This window comes from Dorea acetigenes, from assembly GCF_025567385.1.
GTDB classification, from domain to species: Bacteria; Bacillota; Clostridia; order Lachnospirales; family Lachnospiraceae; genus Claveliimonas; species Claveliimonas acetigenes.
This window is the reverse complement of sequence record NZ_JAOQJU010000038.1, coordinates 1-25,486: the sequence shown is the minus strand read 5'-3', so window position 1 is coordinate 25,486 and position 25,486 is coordinate 1. Positions and strand designations below refer to the sequence as shown.

General features: G+C 43.5%; 25 protein-coding genes, 1 other RNA gene and 1 pseudogene. 8 read left to right on the top strand and 19 right to left on the bottom strand.

Annotation, left to right across the window (positions count from 1 at the left end):
• Positions 1-107 precede the first annotated feature (107 nt).
• The 5 genes and pseudogenes from OCV99_RS16855 to OCV99_RS18445 all read left to right on the top strand — a co-directional run.
• Positions 108-755, top strand: coding sequence for a DUF5688 family protein (locus tag OCV99_RS16855; protein WP_158372124.1), 648 nt, complete (start codon positions 108-110; stop codon positions 753-755).
• Between the two features lie 43 nt (positions 756-798).
• Positions 799-1,047: a DUF7678 domain-containing protein gene (locus OCV99_RS16850; protein ID WP_158372122.1), complete on the top strand. Its 249-nt coding sequence runs from the start codon at positions 799-801 to the stop codon at positions 1,045-1,047.
• Between the two features lie 14 nt (positions 1,048-1,061).
• Positions 1,062-2,105, top strand: coding sequence for a hypothetical protein (locus OCV99_RS16845; protein ID WP_158372120.1), 1,044 nt, complete (start codon positions 1,062-1,064; stop codon positions 2,103-2,105).
• A complete protein-coding gene (locus OCV99_RS16840; protein WP_331490782.1) occupies positions 1,993-2,310 on the top strand; it encodes a DUF4314 domain-containing protein in 318 nt (105 codons plus the stop codon). Before OCV99_RS16845 ends, OCV99_RS16840 begins: the two co-directional genes overlap by 113 nt.
• A 138-nt stretch (positions 2,311-2,448) precedes the next feature.
• A pseudogene (locus tag OCV99_RS18445) lies at positions 2,449-3,537 on the top strand (recombinase family protein); the annotation flags it as partial.
• Positions 3,538-4,225: 688 nt separating this feature from the next.
• On the opposite strand, the gene ssrA reads toward OCV99_RS18445, so the two are convergent.
• Positions 4,226-4,573, bottom strand: a transfer-messenger RNA (tmRNA) gene (gene ssrA, locus OCV99_RS16835).
• Positions 4,574-4,751: 178 nt separating this feature from the next.
• Between ssrA and OCV99_RS16830 the strand changes: the two genes are divergently transcribed.
• The 3 genes from OCV99_RS16830 to OCV99_RS16820 all read left to right on the top strand — a co-directional run bounded on the left by OCV99_RS16830 (position 4,752) and on the right by OCV99_RS16820 (position 6,356).
• Entirely contained in the window at positions 4,752-5,066 is a 315-nt protein-coding gene (locus tag OCV99_RS16830) for a PadR family transcriptional regulator (RefSeq protein ID WP_331490781.1), read from the top strand.
• Positions 5,067-5,077: 11 nt separating this feature from the next.
• Positions 5,078-5,746: a hypothetical protein gene (locus OCV99_RS16825; protein ID WP_158372116.1), complete on the top strand. Its 669-nt coding sequence runs from the start codon at positions 5,078-5,080 to the stop codon at positions 5,744-5,746.
• Positions 5,747-5,930: 184 nt separating this feature from the next.
• The gene (locus OCV99_RS16820; protein WP_158372114.1) at positions 5,931-6,356 is read left to right on the top strand and encodes an Hsp20/alpha crystallin family protein; all 426 of its coding nucleotides are present in this window, start codon (positions 5,931-5,933) and stop codon (positions 6,354-6,356) included.
• A gap of 51 nt (positions 6,357-6,407) precedes the next feature.
• Here the strand turns inward: OCV99_RS16820 and OCV99_RS16815 are convergent, their stop codons facing one another.
• The 18 genes from OCV99_RS16815 to OCV99_RS16730 all read right to left on the bottom strand — a co-directional run bounded on the left by OCV99_RS16815 (position 6,408) and on the right by OCV99_RS16730 (position 25,421).
• On the bottom strand, positions 6,408-6,929 hold the full coding sequence (locus OCV99_RS16815) for a zinc-ribbon domain-containing protein (RefSeq protein WP_158372112.1): 522 nt from the start codon (positions 6,927-6,929) through the stop codon (positions 6,408-6,410).
• A gap of 35 nt (positions 6,930-6,964) precedes the next feature.
• Entirely contained in the window at positions 6,965-7,432 is a 468-nt protein-coding gene (smpB, locus tag OCV99_RS16810) for an SsrA-binding protein SmpB (protein ID WP_158372110.1), read from the bottom strand.
• On the bottom strand, positions 7,398-9,569 hold the full coding sequence (rnr, locus tag OCV99_RS16805) for a ribonuclease R (protein ID WP_158372108.1): 2,172 nt from the start codon (positions 9,567-9,569) through the stop codon (positions 7,398-7,400). The genes smpB and rnr overlap by 35 nt, the downstream gene beginning before the upstream one ends.
• A gap of 107 nt (positions 9,570-9,676) precedes the next feature.
• Positions 9,677-9,919, bottom strand: a complete 243-nt coding sequence (gene secG, locus OCV99_RS16800; protein ID WP_158372106.1) for a preprotein translocase subunit SecG — start codon at positions 9,917-9,919, stop codon at positions 9,677-9,679.
• A gap of 98 nt (positions 9,920-10,017) precedes the next feature.
• On the bottom strand, positions 10,018-11,325 hold the full coding sequence (eno, locus tag OCV99_RS16795; RefSeq protein ID WP_158372104.1) for a phosphopyruvate hydratase: 1,308 nt from the start codon (positions 11,323-11,325) through the stop codon (positions 10,018-10,020).
• A 64-nt stretch (positions 11,326-11,389) separates the two neighbouring features.
• Complete coding sequence (gene glmM, locus OCV99_RS16790; RefSeq protein ID WP_158372102.1) at positions 11,390-12,736, bottom strand: phosphoglucosamine mutase; 1,347 nt, start codon at positions 12,734-12,736, stop codon at positions 11,390-11,392.
• A gap of 102 nt (positions 12,737-12,838) precedes the next feature.
• Entirely contained in the window at positions 12,839-14,236 is a 1,398-nt protein-coding gene (locus OCV99_RS16785; RefSeq protein ID WP_158372100.1) for an NAD(P)/FAD-dependent oxidoreductase, read from the bottom strand.
• A gap of 25 nt (positions 14,237-14,261) precedes the next feature.
• Complete coding sequence (locus tag OCV99_RS16780; RefSeq protein WP_158372126.1) at positions 14,262-14,831, bottom strand: TetR family transcriptional regulator; 570 nt, start codon at positions 14,829-14,831, stop codon at positions 14,262-14,264.
• A 95-nt stretch (positions 14,832-14,926) separates the two neighbouring features.
• The gene (locus tag OCV99_RS16775; protein WP_158372098.1) at positions 14,927-16,321 is read right to left on the bottom strand and encodes a radical SAM/SPASM domain-containing protein; all 1,395 of its coding nucleotides are present in this window, start codon (positions 16,319-16,321) and stop codon (positions 14,927-14,929) included.
• Positions 16,322-16,336: 15 nt separating this feature from the next.
• The gene (locus OCV99_RS16770) at positions 16,337-16,915 is read right to left on the bottom strand and encodes a manganese efflux pump MntP (RefSeq protein WP_158372096.1); all 579 of its coding nucleotides are present in this window, start codon (positions 16,913-16,915) and stop codon (positions 16,337-16,339) included.
• 201 nt (positions 16,916-17,116) lie between these two features.
• A complete protein-coding gene (locus tag OCV99_RS16765) occupies positions 17,117-18,295 on the bottom strand; it encodes a phosphoribosylaminoimidazolecarboxamide formyltransferase (protein WP_158372094.1) in 1,179 nt (392 codons plus the stop codon).
• Between the two features lie 19 nt (positions 18,296-18,314).
• Positions 18,315-19,028 carry an IMP cyclohydrolase gene (locus tag OCV99_RS16760; RefSeq protein WP_158372092.1) on the bottom strand — a complete coding sequence of 238 codons (714 nt, stop codon included), beginning with the start codon at positions 19,026-19,028 and terminating at the stop codon, positions 18,315-18,317.
• Between the two features lie 293 nt (positions 19,029-19,321).
• The gene (locus OCV99_RS16755) at positions 19,322-20,854 is read right to left on the bottom strand and encodes a response regulator transcription factor (protein ID WP_158372090.1); all 1,533 of its coding nucleotides are present in this window, start codon (positions 20,852-20,854) and stop codon (positions 19,322-19,324) included.
• Between the two features lie 155 nt (positions 20,855-21,009).
• On the bottom strand, positions 21,010-21,738 hold the full coding sequence (locus tag OCV99_RS18485) for an amino acid kinase family protein (RefSeq protein ID WP_158372088.1): 729 nt from the start codon (positions 21,736-21,738) through the stop codon (positions 21,010-21,012).
• Between the two features lie 13 nt (positions 21,739-21,751).
• On the bottom strand, positions 21,752-22,255 hold the full coding sequence (locus tag OCV99_RS16745; protein WP_158372086.1) for a GreA/GreB family elongation factor: 504 nt from the start codon (positions 22,253-22,255) through the stop codon (positions 21,752-21,754).
• A 72-nt stretch (positions 22,256-22,327) separates the two neighbouring features.
• Entirely contained in the window at positions 22,328-22,573 is a 246-nt protein-coding gene (locus tag OCV99_RS16740) for a barstar family protein (RefSeq protein WP_158372084.1), read from the bottom strand.
• Positions 22,574-22,577: 4 nt separating this feature from the next.
• Positions 22,578-23,051, bottom strand: coding sequence for a ribonuclease domain-containing protein (locus tag OCV99_RS16735; RefSeq protein WP_158372082.1), 474 nt, complete (start codon positions 23,049-23,051; stop codon positions 22,578-22,580).
• Positions 23,052-23,090: 39 nt separating this feature from the next.
• A complete protein-coding gene (locus OCV99_RS16730; RefSeq protein ID WP_262575986.1) occupies positions 23,091-25,421 on the bottom strand; it encodes an Eco57I restriction-modification methylase domain-containing protein in 2,331 nt (776 codons plus the stop codon).
• Positions 25,422-25,486: the final 65 nt, after the last annotated feature.

Below are 25,486 nucleotides of genomic sequence, written 5' to 3'. Positions count from 1 at the left end.
GCTCTTTTTATTGCAGATTTCCCTAAAAATCAAGGTTTTTATTAGATTTTAGTACAAAAAAACAGGTAGTTTTTGACACTACCAAACGTAGAAAGGGGGATATTTCTATGATATTAAATTTTAACGACGACAGAACCTATTCCAAAGATGTAGTTCTCGCAAATGTCAGATATGCATTATTCGACCCTAAAACACTGCGAGATGATGTAGTCTCTGCTGAGTTTTTGGATTTGGCGGTGGTATTCGCCATAGTTGATACTTCTAATCCATATCGAACTAGATACAAGATCATCGATGCAATAGATATGATTTCATTAGATATTAAACTCAGTGAAATCATGGAGGCTGCCAATGAGAACTGTAAGAAAACCGGGTACAAAATCATGCTTATGGAAGACGCCATATCCGAGATTACTGGAGTCGCAGCCCCATGTAATGCGTTTTATCCAATGTATGTTGGGACAAATCCCGAACGCATACTCGGTGCTTCCATTCTGCTATATGAGACATATCTCGAAGATCTTGCGGTGCAGATAGAGGATGACCTCTGTATTATGCCTTCGAGTATTCATGAACTCATAATTGCTCCGCTCTCCCTCATCGACCCGGGATATATTCTAAAAACCGTACGCGAGATTAACGAAGAGATTGTCGGAGTCCAGGAAACGCTTAGTGACAACATCTATTTCTATCGCAGGAATGAACATAAGCTCAGTCTGGTTACCACTCGCAATTTGAATAATCTCACTTGCTAATTAGACAAATCAGAGCGATGAATGCGTAAAGGAGGAGTAAATCATGTGGCTAGAAGGGGTTATTGGCATACCTGCCAATAAAACAACAGGCAGAAGCGCTGTAGTGGTTCATTATATTCTGAAAGCATATGATAAACCGAGTAAATTCGGCATTAATAATGGAAAAATCTCAAAATTACAATTAAGGCAAAATGGAGAGATTGTTGCTAATTATGATCGCGGCTGGGATATTTATCCGGCCACTAAGGAAGCCGAAATTGCTCTTTGTATCTTGTTAAATCAGCACAACTAAAGGAGGTCTCTATCATGACAACTATGAAATACGCCGCATCTGGCGAACAGAGAAAGAAACTCGTAAACGCATTGTCTGAGGTTCTCGAATGCGATCCTAAATATCTCAAAGCTCCAAGCTATGGATATGGAGTCGGTTTGTGTATCGTGAATCGAACCGGAGATATAGAATTCCCGGACGATATGGCCGAGGAAGAGATAGAATCCATCGTCAAGAAGCTAACCTGGCATGGCTTTGAAAGAATTCCGAATGAGCCTACCGAAGAAGTTTTGGAAGAAACCAAAATTGATGCAACCGACAATTCAGATATTTCAGAAGAAACATCTGAGAATTCTACAGAAGAGCCGGAAACTTCCTCTTTACCGGAGGGTAATTTTGAGTTTGATGAAGAAGTTGTGGATGAAAAACTAGAGCCTATCGAAGTTAATTCCGAGCAGTCGACTTCCGAAGAAATTCCTGAAACGGACGAAGCGCCCGAAAAAGTTGTCGACTTCCCTACCGGTGAGACAAAAAATGAGCAATTGGAGGAGGCTCAGGATACGCCCAAAGACAGAAAACTCGTAATCGAATTGCCAGGCCCATATCTCGACGAAGCAGAACTTAATAGAGTTAGAGCTATCGTGGCAAGTAAAGCTTCTGTTCTCAAAAAGGCACTTGAAACAAATGACCTATCCATTGAGCGTAAAGAAGATAAAATCTGTTTTCCATGGTTTACCGATCATGGGATTGATGGTGAAGCCAAAGCATATACACAGCTTGTATCTGGCATTGCAAAACGAGCTAAGATGCTTACTCGTGTTACTGCTACGGAGAGCGTCTCAGATAACGATAAGTTTACAATGCGTCTCTTTCTCGTATCCTTGGATTTTAAGGGCGAAGAGTATAAATTTGCTCGTAAATTCTTACTGAAAAATCTCTCCGGCAATAGTAGTTGGCGCACCGAAGATGCGAAAGCTCGTCATGATGCGCGTAAAGTACAACAGGAAATCGAGGCTCCAGAAGCAACTATTGAACATCCATCCGAAGGAGGTGAAGGCTATGCGGAACTTTCCGAGTAAGGAAGTTGTCGAAAGACTACGAAAAATGTATCCAGAAGGGGCTAGAATAGAGCTCGTCTCTATGAATGACCCCTACACTAAATTAATCCCTGGCGATCTAGGAACAGTAGAATTCGTCGACGCTATCGGGACAATTCATGTTAGTTGGGACTGTGGTTCTTGCCTTGGTGTTGCTTATGGCGAGGACGTAATCCGCAAAATCTAGGAACATATATACCTACCTAAGCCAGCCCGATTATGGGCTGGCTACTCCAAAAATAACTATAAAATATCGCTTTATTTTACTTGATGTAATGCCTCTTCAGAGGTACCATTGGACAAACTACGAAAGGAGGTAACGCTTATGAGCAATACCGCAATGACGCATGCAACTCAGACATTTATGGCCGGAATGACGCCGAAGTTTGCAGTATCTTACCTTCGTGTATCTACGCGAGGTCAAGCCGAACGTGGCGGCGGAAACGATGAAGGCTTCTCTATTCCTGCGCAGCGTGAGGCAAACAAAAAGAAAGCCCTATCCATGGGTGCAATTGTTGGCAAGGAATTTGTCGATCGAGGCGCATCTGCAAAATCTGCAGACCGGCCACAGTTACAGGAAATGCTCGAGTATGTACGAGAAAATGCCGACCGTATTGATTATGTGATCGTACACAAAGTCGACCGTCTCGCACGTAATCGAGGTGACGATATCGACATTATGCGCACCCTTCGCGAATGCGGGGTGCAATTAGTATCTGCTTCGGAGAGTATCGACGATACCCCGGCGGGCATGCTGCTACATGGTATCATGAGTTCTATTGCTGAATTTTACTCGCAGAATCTTGCGACAGAAGTTAAGAAAGGAATGGGCGAGAAAGTTAAAAATGGTGGCACTATCGGAAGAGCTCCAATAGGATATATGAATGTCCGCAGGGTTGATGATAAAGGCCGCGAAGAAAGGACTGTCGTTCTTGACCCGGAACGAGCTCCTCTGATAAAAATCGCATTTGAGGAATACGCTACCGGGAATTGGACAGTCGCTGAACTAGCCGAACATCTTGCCGCTTGCGGACTTACAACCCGTTCGACGTCAAAGATTCCATCAGTTCCAATTACACTAAAAACTTTACATAAAGTTTTGGTGAATCCATATTATAAAGGAGTTGTAGTATACAAGGATGTTCAGTATGAAGGCAGTCATGAGCCGATAGTTAGCATTGAGACTTGGGATAAAGTACAGAATATCCTTGCTTCTAGAATAAATGGCGAACGAACAGTAAAACATCCGCATTTCCTAAAGAGTAGCGTATACTGCGCAGAATGCGGTTCGCGACTAATGGTTAGTAACGAAAAGAAAAAGAATGGCGACGTATATCCCTACTTTGTCTGTGCGGGACGGCACAGTAAACGAGTAAAAGATTGCACGATGAAAGCCGTATTAATTGATGTGGTCGAAAAGAAAATTGAGCAAATCTACGATAATTATCAGCTTCCGCCAGAAATACGCCAAGATCTGGAAGAATATCTACGGGTAATTATTCTGAAAGAGCGCGAAAAGTTCAACTCAGAGCTCGATGGGCTGAATCGTACAAAAATATCTCTAGAACATAAACGCCAAAAGCTACTTGAAGCACATTACTCTGACGCTATTCCACTAGACTTAATGAAAAGTGAACAGAAAAAAATCGCTAAAGAATTAGCGGGCGTTGAACATGAAATTAATATGCATAATGTGACTTTTGAAAATATTTTAGCCAATCTGCATTTAGCCCTTGATCTTATCGAGGACTGCGGAACAACTTACAGAGCTGCCGACGATATGACTAAACGCCTAATTAATCAAGCTCTTATATCTAGGTTTTTAGTATCCAACGGAAATGATGGGCTTAATATTAATGTAGAATTTAAGGCACCCTTCGACACTATATTGGAGCCGATAAAAGATACCGTAGCCCACGTTAATCAGGCACGAAGGAGTGGGCTAAAGAAATTGAGTGAATTAATAGAGACGACAAAAAATCACATCCGCAATATCTACGGATGTGATTTTCGTGTTTCAGATTCTCCAAATCCAATATATTCTGAACTTACATCGAACGAACCAAATTTTTTTATGGTAAAAAGTTCGAGTAAGGACCTTTTGGTGGACCTGGCGGGAATCGAACCCGCGTCCGAAAGCCCATCCATTCGAGCATCTCCCATCACAGTCATTACTTTGACATTCCCTCTGTCTCACGCCTAATGACAGGCTTAAGACTTCAGTAGCTTCATAAGTTCTTCCATTCCCTCAAAGCTTCGGGAACGAAGTGCTCCGCCTCATTGAAGCCGGTTACTCAGGCAGCGGATGACCCGAGGCCGACTGCCGCCTAATTAGGCAGCGTACGCTAATTCATTATCTGCGTTTATATTTAGATGGAACTTTTAACGTAGTGTCCCGCTACGGATGGCTTCTCCAACTTCCGAACCCCCGTCGAAACCAGTACAAGCCCTGATAGTAAGCTTATCTCGCTGGTTCGCAGATGTTTCTTGCGTATAACTATTATATGAATACACCTTTCAAATGTCAAGACTGATTTTTTGCTACTTTGTATTGCAAAGTAGTGTTTTATATGCTATAGTAAAGGCAGGAACTATGTAATGCAAGGTAGTTGAAAGGAGGTATCTTTTTTGGAAAAATCACAGTTGATGAAAGGGATCCTGGAAAACTGTATTTTAAAAATTCTGGAAAAGGATGAAACCTATGGATATGAGATTGCCAGACAGCTTCAGGAATATGGTTTTTCCGATATTAAAGAAGGAACTTTATACCCTCTTCTTTTACGTCTGGAAAAGAAATCACTGATTGAAGCCACATTCAAACCCAGCCCTTTGGGACCCAAGAGAAAATATTATCACTTGACAGAGGATGGCAGGCTGTATCTGAAAAGCTTTTATGACAACTGGAAGGAAATTACTGCTGCTGTAGAACGAATTTTTGAATAGGAGGATGAGATATGGGACTTTTTTATAATAATTACCAAAAACTACGCCAGGAGAATATTGATAACAGCCTGGAATTGAGCGATGCCAATTATGCCATGCTTGACAGAATGATACAGTACATTTCTGCACATAATATCTCTTTATTTGAACTGGAAGTTGTGAAAAAGGATTTGATTGGTCTTGCCGCACAGGCAGAGAAGAACCAGGGATCACTAGAAGATATGCTTGGTGTGCCGGAAAGGGAATTCTGCAATACTTTGATGGAAGGTGCAATGAAGAAAAATCATTTTGAACACTTTCTTCTCTCCCTTAAGGATATGGCAGTGATTATATGCATTTTTCATCTTACGTTTTTCATAGCGGACGGATGTCCGAAAAATTATGGCCTTACATGGAGCGTACTCTCTTATGGAATCATCATCGCTTTTTTACAGGACTTCATCCAGCATACGCTCCAAAAAAGAATTATCTACAACCGACATGCAAAGAAATGGAAGGGTCTTATCTATACAGTCTTCTTCCTTCTACTCTTAGTTTGGCTCATATTGCCTTTAGACAGCTTTGTAATCCATGGAAATGGCTGGGGAATTACCCTGACAGTCGTTGCTGTAACAGCAGTATTTTTCTTCGGCAACAACTTATACTGGGATCTTCAATCCCGGAAATATCATTGGGAATAAACGTATCCTGGATTCAGTCCGCAAAAAAATTTAAAAAATTAGCACTCACCTATTGACAGTGCTAACATAATGTGTTATATAATAACTATAACAAATAAAACAAAGCAAACCAGCCGGAAATTCTGACAGTCACTTGCCAGAAAATCCTTATCCGGCAAGGCATATATTCAAGGAGGAATGACTTATGTTACTTGCAAACAGAGGAATCAATACTTTATTCGATGACATGTGGAACGACCCATTTTTCACCCGTTCTTATGAACGATCTTCTTCTCAGGTTATGAGGACAGACATTCACGAAAAAGACGGCAATTATGTAGTAGAAATGGAACTTCCGGGATACGCAAAAGAAGACATTAAAGCAGATTTGAAGGACGGATACCTTACCATTACTGCTCACAAGAATGAGACAAAGGAAGAGAAAGATGCCAAAGGAAACTGCATCCACAAAGAACGCTATACCGGAACCTGCAACAGAAGCTTCTATGTAGGCGAAGAGCTGACACAGGAAGATATTAAGGCAGCTTTTACTGACGGTGTATTAAAACTGCAATTCCCGAAGGAAGTAAAGAAACAAGAAGAGCAGCCGAAGCTGATTACTATTGAATAAGAATCCCTTGAGAAAACCAGGGAACCGGAATTTCCGGCTCCCTGGTTTTTTTTATTTCAGTATTCTTATTTTCCCAATAAACGGCAATTCCTTCCTCTCTCCTCTGCACGCTGTCACAATGCCCACAATCATTAAAATAAAGCACGCAAAACTCAGGATATCAAACACCCAGGAGAACACACTGCCGCCAAAGTTAATCCACGAATGCAGCCCAAATATCCAATCTCCATCCAGAAGGTCTATGACACTTGATACAATGAACAGTACCAATCCCTGATTTGCATGGAATTTTGCATACTCTGAATTCTTGTTTCTTGCAAGCAGCGGGATAAGAACAAGAATCCCTATGTAAGATACCACTCCCATTCCCTTGTTAGCACGGACGTCCTGCGGATCAAAATACGCTGTTCCATCTTGCTGTGTGTTGTTTTCGTCTGCACGCCTGTATTCCTGATAAGGATTAAAAACTTCCTGATCCTCTTTTCTGTCGGGCACAGGAATCTCTGCCCCACATTCCGGGCAGAAGCGCATACTATCGTCTACCTTCGCCCCACATTTTACACAATATGCCATTCTTCATTCTCCTCCGTATCTTTCTATCCTGCATCTTAACCCAGATTGCGGATTTTGAAATCCCGGCTTGCCTCTCTTTGCTGGTCTTTCTTAGCAATGTCCTGCCGCTTATCATAAAGCTTCTTACCTTTTGCAAGCCCAATCTCGACTTTTACCAGGCTGCCTTTAAAATATACCTTTAAAGGCACAATAGCAACACCTTTTTCCTTAATTTTTCCGAAAAGTTTATTAATTTCCGCTTTATGCAGCAGAAGCTTCCGCTCCCGCAAGGGATCTTTATTAAAAATGTTCCCTTTCTCATAAGGGCTGATATGCATTCCATAAATAAATACTTCTCCTTTGTCGATTCTAATAAACGACTCTTTAATACTGCATTTGCCCATACGCAGGGACTTCACCTCCGTGCCGGCAAGTGAAATTCCTGCTTCATAGGTATCCAGGATAAAATAATCATGGTATGCTTTTTTATTATTGGCAATCATTTTCATACTGCTCTTCGCCATCATCCATTTCTCCTTCATCTATAATCTCAAAATCAATGGTCCGTGACAGGCGGTCCGTCCCAATCACCCGAACATACACTTTCTGTCCCAGCTTATATACCTTACCTGTATGCTCTCCTACCATCTCACAGCGGTCTTCATAATAATCGTAATGGTCGTCATACATATTCGCCACATGCACCAGACCCTCCACCGTATTAAGAAGTTCTACATAGATTCCCCATTTAGTAATACCGGAGACTACACCCTCGAAGGTTTCTCCGATACGTTCTGCCATATATTCCACTTTTTTCAGCTTAACGGTCTCCCGTTCTGCTTCTTCAGCCCTGCGCTCCGTCTCGCTGGAATGCTTTGCTACTTCCGGCAAAATACTCTGGTAATGTTCTATCTTCGCCGCATTCATTCTTCCCCGCAGGTTATCCTTGATAATCCGGTGAATCTGCAAATCCGGGTATCTCCTTATAGGCGAGGTGAAATGGGTGTAGTAAGGCGCCGCCAGCCCAAAATGCCCGGTATTTTCAGGCGTATATTTTGCCTGCTTCATAGAACGAAGCGCCAGGCGGCTAATTAAACTCTCTTCCGGTCTTCCCTCTGCCTTTGTCAACAGCTTCTGCACTTCCTTGGGACGAATCTCATTTACACCAATATGCATGGTATACCCAAAATTATTAATAAATGTGGCTAGTTTCCTCATCTTTTCTTCATCCGGCGCTTCGTGAGTCCGGTACACAAAGGGAAGTTCCTGCCAATAATAGTCTTCTGCCACCGTCTCATTGGCAAGAAGCATGAAATCCTCGATAATCTTTGTCGCCACATTCCTGTCATAAGGCTTAAGCTCCAAAGGCCGTCCCTCTTTGTCAAGTACGATCTTCGTCTCCGGAAAATCAAAGTGAATCGATCCTCTCCTGTGACGCTTTGTCCGCAGAATATCTGCCAATTCTTCCATCAGCTCAAACATAGGCACCAGCTTTTCATACTTCCTGCTCTCCTCCGGATCTTTGTCTTCCAGGATTTTCTTCACACTGGTGTAAGTCATGCGCTCATCTACACGAATTACCGTCTCAGCAATCTCATGGTCGATAACATTCCCCTTTTTATCAACGGTCATAATGCAGCTAAGTGCCAATCGATCCACTCCGGCATTGAGGGAACAAATGCCATTAGACAGCTTATGGGGCAGCATGGGGATTACACGATCCACCAGATATACACTCGTCCCACGATTCAGGGCTTCTCTGTCAAGGGCGCTGCGCTCCTGCACATAATTTGTCACATCGGCGATGTGAACACCCAGAAGATAATGCTCTCCGTCTCTCGTAATAGAAACAGCGTCGTCTAGATCCTTCGCATCTTCCCCATCAATCGTCACCATCTGCCAGTCTCTTAAATCTTTACGCCCTGCCCGGTCAGCTTCGCTAACTACATCCGCCGTCCTCTCTGCCTGGTTCAGGACTTTTTCCGGGAATTCCACGGGAAGGTCATAACTTTTCACAATGGACAGGATATCGGTTCCCGGGTCATTGATATGCCCGATAATCTCCACGATCCTTCCCTCCGGCTTCTTATTTTCATCTCCCCAGGATGTCAGCTCTACTACTACTTTATGCCCGTTTACCGCTCCTTTGGCGTGCTCCACCGGAACAAACACATCCCGGGCAAACTTCTGGCTATCCGGAATCACAAATCCATAGTTCTTATCTTTTTGTATCCGGAAAAGTCCCACCAGCTTTGTTACGCCGCGAGATACCACACGCAGAACCTTTCCTTCCCTGCGTCTGCCTTCCGGCGCTTTTATAATCGCAATCTCCACCGTGTCGCCCTGGAAAGCTCCTCCGGTATCTTCCTCGCCGATGAAAATATCTTCTTCATTGTCTACAGTCACAAAGCCAAAGCCTCTGGGATGCGCCTGGTATACGCCCGTCAGCCTTTTTGCTTCGCCTTTGCAGTACTTCCCCTTCTTAGACAAACAGACCTTGCCTTCTTCTACCAACGCATCCATTACTGCTTTTAAATCTGCTTTCTGCTCCTTCGGAACCTGCAGCAAAACGGCAAGCTCCTTCAGTTTCATAGGCACATATATATCATCACACAGAAATTCATATATGATTTTTTTTCGTTTCTCAAATGTCTCATCCATTCTGCCACCCCTTTCCTACTTATCCCGCATCCATTCTCTCATATACACAAAGAGACACCCTTATTACAAGAGTGTCCCAACATCTTCAGATTCATACATACACTTCTTTAAGCAAATACATTCAAGTTCAATACTGCTGCCAGTACAACGAAAAGAATTGCTAAAAACTTCGTGGACTTTACAAGTGTTCCTTCCATGGAACGTCCCTTGTTCTGTCCCCAGTAAGTATCAGCCATACCACCGATCGTCCCCAGTCCTGCTGACTTACCTTCCTGTAATAATACGATTACCGTCAATGCGATACAGTCTATTGCAAACAAAATCATCAATACCATCTTCAGAATTTCCATCTTTCACACCTCCTGTGGTTAAACCACGTATATTCTAGCACAAGCCTCCGAATATATCAAGAGATTCCAGTTACTTTTTCGTTAATATTTTTGCATTACTATTCAGACTCCTGAAATGGATTTTCATATTCCGCAATCTCACTAAGCCTTTCTTCAATCCTCAGAAGCTGATTGTACTTGGCAACACGCTCGGAGCGGCAAGGCGCCCCTGTCTTAATCTGCCCGGTGTTAAACGCCACAGCAATATCCGCAATCAATGCATCCTCAGTCTCTCCTGATCGATGGGAGATAACCGCCCGGTATCCCGCTTTCTGCGCCATCTCAATCGCATCAAAAGCTTCCGTCAAAGTTCCAATCTGATTGACCTTCACAAGAACCGCATTGGCAACACCGCTCCTGATTCCCTTTTCCAGACGTCTGGTATTTGTAACAAATAAATCATCACCCACAAGCTGCATATGCCGTCCCAGCCTGGTAGTCAGAAGCTCCCAGCCGTCCCAGTCCTCTTCATCCAATGGGTCTTCAATGGAAACAATCGGAAATTCTTCTGCCAGTTCTTCGTAATACTCAATCAGCTCTTCTGCCGAACGGATTACCTTGTGCCCATGCATTTTTCCTTCGCCTTCAAAAATATATTTCCGAAAGCTCTTCTCATACAATTCCGATGCCGCCACATCCAGTGCAATCACAACATCCTTGCCTGGCTGGTACCCGGCAAGTTCCGTCGCCTCCACAATGAACCGGAGCGCTTCCTTTGCATCCGGAAGATTAGGGGCAAATCCACCTTCATCCCCCACTGCCGTACTAAGTCCCTGCAGACGCAGCAGTTCCTTTAAGGAATGATAAACTTCCGCGCACATACGGAGTCCTTCTTTGAAGCAGCATGCACCCACAGGCATAATCATAAATTCCTGGATATCAATGGTGTTATCCGCATGCTTTCCGCCATTCATAATATTCATCATGGGAACCGGCATCTTCTTCGCATTGGTTCCGCCCAGATAGGAATACAGCGGAACCTGCAGCGCCTCTGCCGCCGCTCTTGCCGCTGCCATGGAGACCCCCAGCAAAGCATTGGCTCCCAGATTCTTCTTGTTCTCTGTCCCGTCCAGACGAAGCAGAACTTTGTCCAGATCCGCCTGGCAAAGTACATTCATCCCAACAATTGCGGGAGCGATCTTCGCATTCACATTGTCAACGGCTTGTTCCACTCCCAGCCCATTGTAGCGCTTCTCTCTGTCTCTTAACTCTACGGCCTCATATTTCCCCGTAGAAGCGCCGGAAGGCACGCACGCCCTTCCCAGATACTTCTCTGCGGCAAGCACTTCTACTTCTATCGTAGGATTCCCGCGGGAATCCAGAATTTCTCTGGCGTATACATCTGTAATCGGTAAAAATTTATACATAACATTTATTCCTCCTTCTGAGGAATTAGTATTACCGGATTCCAGATGAACAATGCAGCCGGATTTATCCGACTATCAGACCCTCCGCTTCCATCACGTCAACCACCTGCATAACATATTTGTCACACAGTTCGTCGGTTGCCGCCTCTACCATCACACGGATTACCGGTTCTGTGCCGCTCTCTCTTACGAGAATCCTTCCATCATCTCCCAGAGCCGTGGCAACTGCGTCCACAGCCTTCACGACTTCCGGATTCTCCCGCGCCGTCTTCTTATCAGCCACACGGACATTCTTCAGAAGCTGCGGATAAATCTTCACCGGCTCCGCCAGCTTGCTAAGGCTGGTTTTCTTCTCTAACATAACTTCCATAATCATAAGAGAAGTCAGGATTCCGTCACCAGTGGTCGCATGCTTGCTGAAAATAATGTGTCCGGACTGCTCGCCGCCCAGAGAGAAATTATTATTTACCATATTTTCATATACATATTTATCGCCTACAGCGGTTTTCTCATACTTAAGCCCGATTTTGTCACATGCCTTGTAAAGCCCCAGATTAGACATGATTGTTGTAACAATCGTATCGCCGTTCAGCCGTCCGTTCTCTTTCAGATATTTTCCGCAGATGTAAAGAATCAGATCTCCGTCTACTACATTCCCTTTCTCGTCCACAGCAATACAACGGTCTGCATCCCCGTCGTAAGCAAATGCAATATCCAGCTTCTTCTCTTTTACAAATTCCTGCAATACTTCAATATGTGTAGAACCGCAATCCCGGTTAATATTCGTCCCGTCCGGCTCGTTATTGATTACATATGTTTTGGCGCCCAGAGCATCATATACACTCTTTGCGATCATGAATGCGCTTCCGTTAGAACAGTCAAGCCCGACTCTTACATTCTCAAAAGAACGGGTAGCAAGGGAAATCAGATAGCCGATATACCTGTTACGTCCCGCTGAATAATCTGTAGTCCGCCCGATATTCTCTTTTACCGCAAGCGGAAGTTCCCCGATTTCTCCATCAATATATGCTTCTATTTTCTCTTCTACTTCCGCTTCCAGCTTATGTCCCTTTCCATTGATTACTTTGATACCGTTATCATAAAATGGATTGTGGCTCGCGGAAATCATAATGCCGCAGTCAAATTCTTCGGTTCTTGTCACATAGGATACACTTGGAGTCGTCGTTACATGCAGCAGACAGACATCCGCTCCCGACGCCGTAAGTCCGGCAACCAGAGCATACTCAAACATATAGCTGCTGCGTCTGGTGTCTTTCCCGATTACGATTCTTGCCTTGTGGTCCTGCCCATAATACCACCCAAGGAAACGTCCTACTTTAAATGCATGTTCAACCGTTAATACCTTATTTGCTTCTCCACGGAACCCATCTGTTCCAAAATATTTGCCCATATTTATTCTCCTCATATACTCATTTCATCGTCTTGCCGACCTTTATACGCCTGGCATAATCCCAAGCCCTCTAATTATATTATTTTCCGAATAAATATACAACTATTTTTGACAAAAAAGGATACATCTTGCCACAAATAACCCGTTTGCCGATGCCTGCTGCAGTCCTCTTGTTATGGATGCCCCGTCTCCCATTACACGCAGTCCCTTTATATTCGTCTCAAATTCCTTATTTACAATCACTTTGTTAGAATAGAATTTTACCTCTACGCCATAAAGAAGCGTTTCGTCGCTGGCAATCCCCGGTGTTACCTTATCTAACGCCTGTATCATCTCATCAATCGCTACCATGATACGGTGGGGGAACACCAGTGACAGATCTCCCGGCACAGCATCTTTCAGCGTAGGCACAATGTTATTGCGCAGCAGCCTTTCCTGTGTGGTTCTTCTGCCTCTGCGGAAATCCCCGTATCTCTGCAGCAAAATTTTGCCGCCGGAAAGCATATTCCCCAACTGCGCGATATGCTTGCCATACTCAATCGGCGTCTTGAACGGTTCCGTGAAATTCTTGGATACCAGCAACGCAAAATTCGTATTATTCGTCTTTAAATCCTTTGATTTATACGCATGGCCGTTTACAACCGCAAGACCATTATCATAATACTCGGTGGCCACTTCACCGGAAGGATTGGTACAGAACACCCGGACTTTATCGTCAAAGGTTGGTGTATAATATACCAGCTTTGCCTCATACAGCTTTTCATTCAATTCCTTCATGATTTCATCCCGGACTTCTACCCTGACACCCACGTCAACTGTACCGTTCTTCGTCCCGATGCCGTGCTCCCTGCAGACATGGGAGAACCATTCCGATCCTTCTCTCCCAATCCCCGCAACAATCTCCGGAGCATAATAAGAATCCCCTTCTTCCGTTATGACACCTTTTGCTATGCCATTTTCTACAATGATATCCTTCACCATAGTCATAAAAAGAATCTCTACGCCGCTAGAAAGCAGATGTTCCTGAAGCCTTGTATAGATCTTATATCCTTCTTCCGTCCCCAGATGGCGGATTGGGCATTCAATCAGCTTTAAGTTCGCACGGATTGCTTTCGTACGGATTTCTTCGATTGCCTTCCGGTCTTCCACACCATACACCTTTTCATCTGCCCCGAATTGCAGATAGATACGATCCGCCTCCTGTATCAGCTCTGCTGTCTTCTCATATCCAAGGATTTCCGGCAGGGTTCCGCCCACATCCGGTGACAGGGATAATTTCCCATCAGAAAATGCCCCCGCCCCCGCAAATCCGGTTGTAATCGAACAAGGCTTACATCCTACGCACACCTTCGTCTTCCTTTTTGGACAATTTCTCTGCTCAATGGAACGTCCCTTCTCTATCATAAGAATTTTAAGATCCGGTCTCTCTTTTATCAATTCATATGCGCAAAAGATACCTGACGGTCCCGCGCCGATAATAATCACATCATACTGGTTCATAGTGCTGCCTTCCTTCCCTGCATACTTAACTTTTTCCACCCATCAATTCGGCAAACGAATGTGTCATTAAAAACTGATACATATCCAACGCTTCATCTGCACTGATCTTATATTCTTTATCCAAAATCCAGATTTTAATTCCATTTACCATAGTAATCGCATGAAACTTCATAAAAACTTCCTTGCTGATGGACTTTTCAAAACCATGCATATCTATCGGATGCAGTTCAAAAGCAGTCTGAATGATCGAGTAAACTTCATGAACCAACATTTCTTCAAAGGAATTCTGCCCCTCCACTTCAAAAGCCCTGACGTAATACTGCCGCTCCGCCTCCAACTTTCGAAAAATCATCTTGACCGCTTCTCTCTGCATATTCATATGGATTAATTCTCTCGCCCCAATAAAAACATCCTGCTCAAGAAGCCACTCCATTACTTCATATTTATCCTGGAAATAATTATAAAATGTTGGACGAATTACTCCCGCGCCATCTGTAATCATCTTAATTGTAATCTTGTCAAACGGCTTTTTCTGCATCAGCTCTTTGAAGCTTTCTCCCAGAAGTCTCTTTGTCATCTCGCCTTTACGCTCCATGTAATCACCTTTCGTATTCATGCCGGAATCCGCGTTTCGTATCTATTATAACACACTTTTCGATTTTGGGTACCGGGAATCAGCCAGCTTTATATTTAACGCCTGTAATTACTGTAATTTGCCTGATGATGCGGATGTCCGTCCCAAAGTTTCTCCGCTGTTTCCTGCCAGTTCTTTGCATATTCCGCACATTTACCACAAAGATGTTCTGCACTTTCCGGTGACTGCAGATCCGTAGAATGCGCGCCGGATTTCTTCACCATTTCCTGCAAAATCTGCGGATTCTCCAGCATCGGACAAGGCTGCAGATGATTACAGTTAAAAGGCTGCCTGTCTCTATATTCCATGAACAGCGGCTGCATCAATGCTTTCAGCAGAGATACCTGCCTGATATTTGCACCGGAATAATGAATAAATACACAAGGTTCCACATCACCATTTGGATTAATATGACAGTAATTCCGCCCACCTGCTATGCAGCCTCCGACAAATTCTCCGTCATTTTGAAAATCCATGGCGTAAATCGGTTTTCCGCCTTCCATCCCCCGGATTTCACGCACCCTGTGGTACATATACTCCCTCTGTTCTTTTGTAGGAAGCAATTCCACCGCCGCATCATTTCCTACCGGCATATAATGGAAATACCAGGTAAAACGGCACCCCTTCTCAATAATCAGATCCAGGAACTCATCGGACGTTACCGTCTCCACATTCTTACTGGTATAACAGATAGAGGTACCAAATATCTGTCCATTGGCCTTCAGCAAATCCATGGCTTTCATAACCTTATCGAACACTCCGCTGCCTCTTCTTAAATCATTTACCTCCTCAAATCCTTCCAGGCTGATAGAAAGAGATAAATTGCCCACTCTGCGCATTTCGTTACAGAATTCTTCGTCCACCAGTGTTCCGTTGGTAAACGCATGGAAAGCGCAATCGCTATGCTTTTCACACAATCTGATAATATCTTTCTTCCTTACCAGCGGTTCTCCTCCCGTATACATATAAAAATAAATTCCCAGTTCTTTTCCCTGCGTTATAATGCTGTCCATCTCTTCGTATGTAAGATTCAGCCGGTTACCGTATTCCGCCGCCCAGCATCCGGTGCAGTGAAGATTGCACGCACTGGTAGGATCCATCAAAATCAGCCACGGAATATTGCAATGATATTTTTCCCGCATTTCCCGGATCGTTTTCGTCCCATGGATAGCTGCTTCATAACCCAAGTTCAGCGCTGTCTGTTTTATCACATGGGGATCTACCTCATCCAGAATCCGATTCACATATTTCATCCATTTGCCATCCGGATTCTGAATCAGCTTCCTTGCCCCATCATACGCTTCTTTTGGAAATTGTTTTCCGACGTACTTTTCCGTCAAATCCACCATATCCAGAAATCCTTTTTCCCTGTCCTTATTCACATGGCGCAGTACCATGTCGATTGCCGTTCCGTATGTAGCCCTTGCTGCCTTATGTGTAAGTGTTCCCATTATTTTTTCCTCCTTTTATATCCCAAAATGAATGATAATATCAACTGCCGCCAGAAATAAAAGCGTTCCTCCTACCCAATAAGCTTTCTTATTATGCTGCAGTCCCAGTCTGTATCCAAAATACACTCCAAAAATCACCTGTATAACGGTTACCGGAAACATTAAAAGCTCTTCTGCTATAATCCGGGTATCCAGAATGCCAAGTCCCACGCCTGCCAACAGCGCATCAATACTTGTTACAACGGAAAGTCCCGCCGTTGCTTTCCAGTTGATGGTATCGCACCGCTTTTCCAGTACTGTCTCCTCCCTTATGCCTTTTACCAGCATATAAACGCCCAGTCCTGCAAATATCAGCACTGAAAACATTTCCCACCGGTCGGCATATCTTTCCAGCCGGCCGTTCCAAAGCGCCGGAACCAGAGCGATAAGATTACCCACTGCCATGGCAAAAAGCTGCATCCCGCCAAACAGCAGACACAGGCAGCACAGATTTTTTTTATTAATTTTGGAAAATCCGGCTCCCATATAAGCTGACACAACAAACACATCGATGGATAAACCAATCGCTACCAGAAGTACCTCCCACACATCCATATGTCCTCACCTGCCTTTATACAGTATTCTAATAATCAGGAAAAAAGAATGAAATCTACAATCAAATGATTTGGTTCAGAAAAAAAGACATTTTCAGAAATTTGTCATATTTTGACGACGTTTCAGAATAAAATGTAAAAATTACTTAATAACAAGACGCAGAGACGGGATCCCCGTCTCTGCTCTATCTCCTGCCGTTTCTTAGTGATGGAATAAACGAATCCCGGTAAACGCCATTACCATACCGTACTTATTACATGTAGCAATCACATTATCATCCCGCACAGAACCTCCCGGCTGGGCAATGAATTTCACACCACTCTTATGGGCGCGCTCAATATTATCGCCAAATGGGAAGAAAGCGTCCGAACCAAGCGCAACATTTTCCATCTTATCAAGCCATGCCCGCTTCTCCTCTCTGGTAAATACTTCCGGCTTTTCCTTAAATGTATTCGCCCACACATCGTCTCCCAGAACATCCATATATTCCTCTCCGATATAGAGATCGATAGCATTATCCCTGTCGGCACGTCCGATACCTTCTTTAAACTGAAGTCCCAGTACCTTCGGAGACTGTCTCAGCCACCAGTTATCCGCCTTCTGCCCTGCAAGCCTGGTACAATGGATTCTGGACTGCTGCCCGGCGCCGATTCCGATTGCCTGTCCGTCCTTCACATAGCACACAGAATTAGACTGTGTATATTTCAAAGTAATCATAGAAATGGCAAGGTCAATCTTCGCCTGCTCCGTCATATCCTTGTTCTCAGTCACAATATTATCAAAGAACTTCTCATCTATATTCAGTTCATTCCTTCCCTGCTGGAATGTAATTCCATACACTTCCTTGTGTTCCAGCGGGGCAGGCTGATACTCAGGGTCAATCTGAATGATATTATAATTTCCCTTCTTCTTCCCCTTCAATATCTCCAATGCTTCCGGCTCATATCCCGGTGCAATCACACCATCAGACACTTCTCTTTTAATCAGCTTTGCCGTATCTGCGTCACAGACATCAGACAGTGAGATAAAATCGCCAAAAGAAGACATTCTGTCTGCTCCTCTTGCCCTGGCATAAGCACATGCAAGGGGAGAAAGTTCTCCCAAGTCATCCACCCAGTAAATCTTCGCCAAGGTATCCGAAAGAGGAAGCCCTACTGCCGCGCCAGCCGGAGACACATGCTTAAAAGAAGTCGCTGCTGGAAGCCCGGTTGCTTTCTTAAGCTCACTTACCAGCTGCCATCCATTAAATGCATCCAGGAAATTAATATACCCGGGCCGTCCGTTCAGAACCTGAATCGGAAGCTCACTTCCATCTGCCATGTAGATTTTCGATGGTTTCTGATTCGGGTTACAGCCATATTTTAATTCTAATTCTTTCATCTTATTCGCTCCTTTGGATTTATTTATTCTTATTTATAATCTTAGACTCATACTTTCCGGTAGCAATATCAATATAACGCACGAACAGAGACACCTTATTTTCTTCATTCAGGCTGTTCCACAGCACGTCTGCAAAGGCTTCCATATCATCTGGTATGGCAATTAACTTAGGTTCTCCTTCAAAACTTGGAAGCGGATTCCCATCATGCATATAAGTATGGATAAAATGCCCCTCGCCGGCTGCTGCGTCCTCGTAAGCAAACGTATAGCGATTGCAGCTTGCCGGATTACCATGATTGCTCTTCAGGATAGACATTGCGTAACTGTATTTCCCATTCTCCACATGCATAATACCGGAAATACGCGGCGTATAGTTCGGTCCATCCGGCTCAAACTCACGGCTTCTTAAGGACTGCTCGAATGTCATCTGCTTGTCCATTCCCTCATAAATTGTATCTGTCTGATCGCCATTCGTTACGATTGTTTTATTCCCAAGCACACGAACCGGAGCATAAATAATCAAACTTGGATCTGTAAGTTTCGACTCATCAAATGCCTGCGTCCGGATTCCTTCTCCATCCTCTACAAATATACGGTTACGGCTGTTCTCACTTCTTCCCATAATAAAATAGGCAGCGACCGCCTTCGTCCCATCCGCACTTCGGCCAATAATAATCCCTCTGCCCGGATACGAATTTTCCTGTAATTCCTTTTCAATCTTTAACATTTCCATGAATCCCTTCTCCTTTTTAGTCGTTCTCACTGGTTTCCCTACACTTCTATTATATAAAAAAGGTTCTCCTTTTTCTACCCCTAAAAATAAATGTACAGCAAAATCCCCGGAACCGTTTCGGCTCCGGGGATCTGCTACTTACGAAAGGGTTAAGCCGTACGGGGTTCCCCTTAAGGCTTCATTGTACTTCCTTTCTTATTCTATAATATTTTTCATACTTTTACAGGTATATATTTTTTAAAAAGGAGAAAATATTTTAGATTACTCTGGAAATATTTCTTCTGCAGATATGGCTACAGATTCCTTTTTCTGTATTCCAGCGGCAGCATCCCCGTCTTTTCTTTAAATACTTTGCTCATATATTTCGGATTTGCATACCCTGCCTGTTCGGCAATCTGATTTAATTTCAGGTCCGTCGAAAGCAAAAGCGCTTTCACTTTATCAATCCGGTAAGTACGAATAATCTCAGAAAATGTCGCACCCGTCTCCTTCCTGATCATGGTGCTCAGATATCCGTCGGATACTCCCAGCTTCCTTGCTGCTTCCTGAAGTGTAAGTCCCTGATTATAATATTCCGCAATCAGCCTTTTTGCCCTCTCGGCAAGAAGCCCCTTCTTCTCCTCCGCCACATACTCCCGGTCTGGCAATATCCTCTGGAAAAACTCCCGGAAAGCTCCCTTAATCTCATCCGCCGTAACCGCATTCTCTACCGACTGGAAGAGAATCTGAACCGGCTGTTTCTTCATATTCAATATCCCCTCTGTCTTTGCAGAGTTCAGTACAATATAGGAATATCTCAGGCAAGCCTCTTTCACTTCTCTGGGCTCACATCCCCGAATCGTACGTTCATCAAAGAACGCTTCGCAACATCTTGCAAATTCTTTCTCATCCCGGTTAAGAACCGCTGTCTTTACCCTGTTCTCCAGCTCTATTGGATAATGCAGAGGTCTGAGTTTCATCTTCTTCACCTGATCATATTCCAGAAACGTATTCCGCCCAATGGTGATATTATAATCCAGAATGCCATACACCCCGGCGCTTGCCTTCTGAAGTTCATCAATCCCCTCACAAAAGCGGAATGCAGCCACTGCCTTCTTCTTCGTCTGTGCCTCCAGCATAGGCACAATATTCCGACGAAGATAGCTGACTGTTTCCTCCATTGATTTCAAATGATACAAAACCGTCAGAACCAGCCGTTTATCCGGATAATTGAAAGTACAATTTCCAAACAGCCCGCTGTTTACTCCCAATCTTTTCAGCCCATCTTCCACAGCAGCCGCGTATTCCTTATAAGCGTCCCCAAGCCACACTACAAAAATCCCAAGTGTTTCCCGCACATCAAACCCTTCGTTCAACCGAAGAATTTCTTCCACATGTTCGTCGCACCCCGCCTGTCCGGCCAGCGCCGCTTCCAGGATTCTCTCCAGCGAATATCGTTCCTTCTCCATCTGCTTCTTTTTAAACCGCATCTCTGCCCGCTTTAACGCTCCGGATAATTCCGGCATCCGCACCGGCTTCAGCAGATAGTTCACTACGCCTAATTCCATGGCCGTACGCACCGAAGAAAATTCTGCATTCTCTGTCAGGATAAGTGCCTCGCAGGCATTTCCTTCCTTTCGCAGCCTTCCCAGCATCTCCAATCCCCGGCCGCCGGATAGATCCACATCAATTATCACCAGATCCGGCTGTTTCTTCCGTATCAGCTCCATTCCACTCTGCTCGTCTGTAACCGTGCCGATCAATTCATAATCCGGATTAATCATGTGCAACATCTCATCCATCCCCTGCTGGACTGATTCTTCATCCTCTGCAATCACAATCTTCATTTGTATCCTCCTGTCTGACTCAAGCTGTCTCTTTGTCAAAGCGGACAAGTCCGCCCTGAACTTCCTATATTAGAACATAGGAACGCGAGAACTTTCCTATGTTCTAACAAAGCACACAGCAGTCTTTGCCGTGTGCCCCATTGCATTCATTTTATCTAATTCTTTTCATGGACATATAACTTATCCTCGTCACGAATCAGAATTGTACCAACGCCTACTACGCTGAAGAACTCCAGAAGCAGCGCATGCTCAATTCTCCCATCCAGAATATGTACCCGGTTTACACCCTGCTCAACTGCCTGCAATCCACGTTCAATTCTGGAAATGACGCCTTCCGTCACCCATCCATCCTCCAAGAGCTTTCGAATCTCCGGTATCGTAAGCCTGCTATACACCTCTGTCCTATCCACATCCCTCCAGATTCCTCTGTGGGAAGACAGATACACCAATTTATCCGCCTGAAGCTTCACAGCAACTTCCAGCGCCGTATCTTTCGGGTCAATTACCACATCTTCATTATCGATATCATTCGGAACAATCACTGGGATATACCCATTATCTAACGTCATATGAAGCGTCTGGAGATCGACCCCGCAGATTCCAATGGCCTTCGTCCCACACAACTCCAGAAGCTTGGCAACCCTCTTATTCTCACGGAACTTATCTACTCCCATCGGAGTATCGTGAATAACAACCGGCTTCATTCCTACCGTCTTCAAAAGTGCAATATCCTGCATCAACTCCTGCTCCGCCACCGGACTTAAATATTTCCGGCAGCCATACTCGATTACAACTATCTTATGGTTAAAATCACGGATGTAAGGCAATGCGTCAATCAATATCCCCGCCTTATGCTCTGCCATCTCCAATAACCGTTCTTCCATTTTCTCCTCCCGCCTAAAACCTCCGGATAGCGTCTTCATCGCTGTCTCCGGTATTTTCTATGGATTTAATCACAACATAATATCCTGTATTTTCATTCACCTTCACATAGACTCTGTCATTCACCTTATGCCCGAGAACTGCCTTCCCCATGGGAGACTCTATACTAATCTTCCCATTCAGAGAGCTTCCCCTCACAGAAGTAACCAACTTAAAAACCTCCGTCTCATCTTCATCTTCAAAATAAACCTCTACCGTATTATTCATTCCGACTTCATCATCCGCTGACTTTTCTGACACAATCTGTGCTGTCTTCAGCATTCTCTCCAGATAACGGATCCGGCTCTCATTCTGGTTCTTGTCCTTCTTTGCTGCATGATATTCAAAATTTTCACTTAAGTCCCCATGCGCCCGTGCTTCTTTTACCGCTTCAATCGCTTCTTTTCTCACGACCAGCTTCCGGTACTCAATCTCTTCCTTTATTTTCTCAACATCATGCTCCGTCAACTGCTCCCGCATGAATCATCCCTTCCTTATACCTTCATTTATTTCCCATACTATATTACATCATCTTTCCACAACTTACAATCACTAAATCAAATCATATACTTTCACACCCGCATCCTGCATCACATTTATCACACGCCAGACATAACTATCCTTCCCTGCCTCCTTAAGATGCTGAATCTCTATCTCTGTCTCCGGCATCTCTGTCAGGCAATCATACAGGGCGTCCAGATTATTTCCATAATACTCCGGCAGGTTCAGTTCTGCTTTCAAGCAGGCATGGGCATCCTCCCTTGTCTCCATCCGTGCAGCATCTAATACATATCGCATCTTCCTATTCCTCTCCGTACAGCAGTTCAAAAGTTTCATAATGATCTTCCGTATAATAAATCAGTCCATCGCCGGAATATACAATCCTCTTCGCTCCCCGGTAACCTCCGTCCGTATCAATGTCACATTCATAGTACTTCCGGCCTGATGCCTCCGGAAGGATCCCTTCATAATTTCCAAAATAATCTCCGCCGATACTCTTGCCCGGCGCAACCTCGCCAAGATTTCCTTCCTTACTATCCCAGCCCATCGCTTTCGCTTCCTCTTTGGTAATGTAATTATCCGGCAAGCAGCCATAACGATTTAAATACGCAGCTACTTCATCCTTCGACGTATATTCGCCCGACTTCTCCACCTTCACTTCTGACACTCCGGCTCCGCCTGCATCGTCTGCAGTATCTAAAAAACCGGCACAACCTGTCAGCACATACAGTACCAGTGTCACAACCAGTAATAGAATCTTCCTAAATCTTTTCATAATAAATGCCTCACCTCTCCAAATTAATATTTGAAGCCTCTAATTAAATATCTCTCTCACAACAACATTAAGCTGTTCTTCAAGTTCTCTAACGCTGGCGTTGGAATTGCGTTTAAATTCGTCATGTATTTTTTTAGAATACTTAACAATTTCCATATGTATTTGATTATGCGAATCAAATTCCGGAATAGCCAAATATTTTAAAACGTCTACTCCACGGTTGGTAGATATAGCATAGCCATCAATTACTTTTACTATATCTTCAGCATTTATGATTCCGCAAACATAATATGCTTCCTCTGCATTTTCCAAACCAAGCATAAGAACTTTGGAATCCACAACTATTGTTTTATCCTCACTAAATAAATTTTCATCAGCATCCGGAACAGACTCTAAATAAGAACCAACCACTACTGCCGACATACTTCCCGTTTGTTCCTTCCACAAAACCTTATATGGAGCATATGTGTACTCTCCCACATTATCCAACCGATAATACGGCTGTGTATTCGCATTGAAGAACTTTCCGTTTTGTTTCCGGCTTGCTAAAAGCTCATCGTGATAATAGAATAGCCACTCGCTGGTTTTCGGAGCATTTTTTTCAAGTTCTTTAACCGGAACTCCATATTTATACGCAGCGGTATGCGGAACCAGCATATATTCGTTAGACTTGACTTGCCATTTTGCAATATTCCTTCCGCCAAGCATCGGATACACATAGGTTTCTTCAACCTTTTCTTTATGAATGCCTTTTTTAATAAAGTCCTTGCGCCTTTGCCTTTCTATACAATTTTCAATCAATAACAATCCGTCACGGCTTTTTATGGGCTTCTTCAATAGATATACCCCTTTTGCTCCCGCCGGTTCAATCCCTTTTCTTCCGCTATAAAATCTTTTTTTAGAAGAATCCAAAACTTTATTAGCAAAGTCCATATCCTCTAATGTAAGCCAGGAAGATTGCTTATCATTACCATCTACCGGTTGGGCAGATAAAACATGCGAAGTCAATTTTTTTTCAACATCTGCCCATTTTGCGTGAGAATCCAAGGAGGATTTTCTCCCCACTTGTTTCCAAACTCTATAGGTGTGCATAGGATATTTCATTTCTGTGCCTTTTGTAATTTTAATTGCAATCGTAGGAATCGTAAACAACTTAACATTTGAAAAATCATCTACCATACTTACAGCAAATGGAACATTTTGCCCAAAACGAGTAATCGAGAACTTTCGGAACCCCTCTCCGCCTTTTGTCGATTTCAGGAAGGACGCAGGGAGTAAAAATACCATGCTGCCATTGTTTTTAAGGTATTTATCAACAGCTACATAAGTTACAGCCATTCCAAAGTCATCGTGGGTTGTTTTTTTGTCATAAGCATTCTTCTCAAAAATGCCGTAACTTTTCCATATTTCTAATGTTCCTTCCCGGTAACTCTTACTCATTGATTTCCACGCAATCCACGGCGGATTTCCGACAACATAGTCAAACTTGTTCCCAATCAATATTGGTGCAAAACTGTTTCTCAAAATAATAGGCCAGAATGAATCATTTCCGGCACGATGTAATGTATAAAGCCGATTAAATAACTCTTCTACCACATCTTTATACCCGCTGTTGACATAACGATTTTCGGCTTTATTCCAAAAATCATCAAAATCGCATTTGTCATCAATACAATTACTTAACACCTTTAAAAACTCACTTGCTTTTGCATAGTCATCAAACTTGGGAATTTGAAATTTACCAATGGAAGTATTTATTGACAATGTTAATTTACTTTCTTCGGTATAAACCACCGGAGCAAGAATAGAATCGGCAATGTAAATCGGAATATTAACAGGGTCTGCGAAATCATCAAACACAGAATCTTCGCAGGACGAAAACAAAGCAAGAATATAATTTGCTTTAGCAGATACAACTGAAATAGGATTGATGTCAAATCCGATTATGTTGTGGGTGATTTTATCTATGTCGTCTCTTGACAACTTTCCGCCAGCTTGATTTACAATTCTTTTAATAGAGTGAGTCAAAAAAGTTCCTGAGCCGGCAGTCGGATCAATTAAAGTTTTCTTGATGTCGCCATGATATCCAACCATATCTAAAGCGTGTTCAACAATCCAATCAGGAGAAAAGTATTCTCCCATCAAGTGTCTCATTTCCGCAGGAATAAGTTCCATGTACACTTCCTGCAGAATATCTTGTATTTCTTCAGGCTTCAGGATATATGTACTCAAGTCAAACTGATTTACAACTTCCAGTATTTCATTGATTACTTTGGTGTCAAAATTATTTTCCGAACAAGTATAGGTAAACCATTCCATAAAGTGAGATTCAAAGAAATTACTCATGATTTTGTCAAGATTAGTTGACACATTTTCCTCAAGGATTTTGTACCCTATGCTGCTTCTTTCAGGGAATCATAGTATTGCTGTCGTTT

Bases quoted from the DNA above. Each gene is read 5' to 3' on its own strand.
- OCV99_RS16815 (WP_158372112.1), bottom strand. From the start codon at position 6,929: ATGGCATATTGTGTAAAATGTGGGGCGAAGGTAGACGATAGTATGCGC.
- OCV99_RS16760 (WP_158372092.1), bottom strand. From the start codon at position 19,028: ATGGAAATGTTAAAGATTGAAAAGGAATTACAGGAAAATTCGTATCCG.
- secG (WP_158372106.1), bottom strand. From the start codon at position 9,919: ATGGAAATTCTGAAGATGGTATTGATGATTTTGTTTGCAATAGACTGT.
- OCV99_RS16840 (WP_331490782.1), top strand. From the start codon at position 1,993: ATGCGAAAGCTCGTCATGATGCGCGTAAAGTACAACAGGAAATCGAGG.
- OCV99_RS16845 (WP_158372120.1), top strand. From the start codon at position 1,062: ATGACAACTATGAAATACGCCGCATCTGGCGAACAGAGAAAGAAACTC.
- OCV99_RS16735 (WP_158372082.1), bottom strand. From the start codon at position 23,051: ATGAAAAGATTTAGGAAGATTCTATTACTGGTTGTGACACTGGTACTG.
- OCV99_RS16825 (WP_158372116.1), top strand. From the start codon at position 5,078: ATGGGACTTTTTTATAATAATTACCAAAAACTACGCCAGGAGAATATT.
- OCV99_RS16785 (WP_158372100.1), bottom strand. From the start codon at position 14,236: ATGAACCAGTATGATGTGATTATTATCGGCGCGGGACCGTCAGGTATC.
- smpB (WP_158372110.1), bottom strand. From the start codon at position 7,432: ATGGCGAAGAGCAGTATGAAAATGATTGCCAATAATAAAAAAGCATAC.
- rnr (WP_158372108.1), bottom strand. From the start codon at position 9,569: ATGGATGAGACATTTGAGAAACGAAAAAAAATCATATATGAATTTCTG.
- OCV99_RS16765 (WP_158372094.1), bottom strand. From the start codon at position 18,295: ATGAAAGAATTAGAATTAAAATATGGCTGTAACCCGAATCAGAAACCA.
- OCV99_RS16745 (WP_158372086.1), bottom strand. From the start codon at position 22,255: ATGCGGGAGCAGTTGACGGAGCATGATGTTGAGAAAATAAAGGAAGAG.
- OCV99_RS16770 (WP_158372096.1), bottom strand. From the start codon at position 16,915: ATGGATGTGTGGGAGGTACTTCTGGTAGCGATTGGTTTATCCATCGAT.
- OCV99_RS16820 (WP_158372114.1), top strand. From the start codon at position 5,931: ATGTTACTTGCAAACAGAGGAATCAATACTTTATTCGATGACATGTGG.
- OCV99_RS16740 (WP_158372084.1), bottom strand. From the start codon at position 22,573: ATGCGATATGTATTAGATGCTGCACGGATGGAGACAAGGGAGGATGCC.
- OCV99_RS16850 (WP_158372122.1), top strand. From the start codon at position 799: ATGTGGCTAGAAGGGGTTATTGGCATACCTGCCAATAAAACAACAGGC.
- glmM (WP_158372102.1), bottom strand. From the start codon at position 12,736: ATGGGCAAATATTTTGGAACAGATGGGTTCCGTGGAGAAGCAAATAAG.
- OCV99_RS16855 (WP_158372124.1), top strand. From the start codon at position 108: ATGATATTAAATTTTAACGACGACAGAACCTATTCCAAAGATGTAGTT.
- eno (WP_158372104.1), bottom strand. From the start codon at position 11,325: ATGTATAAATTTTTACCGATTACAGATGTATACGCCAGAGAAATTCTG.
- OCV99_RS18485 (WP_158372088.1), bottom strand. From the start codon at position 21,738: ATGGAAGAACGGTTATTGGAGATGGCAGAGCATAAGGCGGGGATATTG.
- OCV99_RS16780 (WP_158372126.1), bottom strand. From the start codon at position 14,831: ATGGAGCGTAAAGGCGAGATGACAAAGAGACTTCTGGGAGAAAGCTTC.
- OCV99_RS16775 (WP_158372098.1), bottom strand. From the start codon at position 16,321: ATGGGAACACTTACACATAAGGCAGCAAGGGCTACATACGGAACGGCA.
- OCV99_RS16755 (WP_158372090.1), bottom strand. From the start codon at position 20,854: ATGAAGATTGTGATTGCAGAGGATGAAGAATCAGTCCAGCAGGGGATG.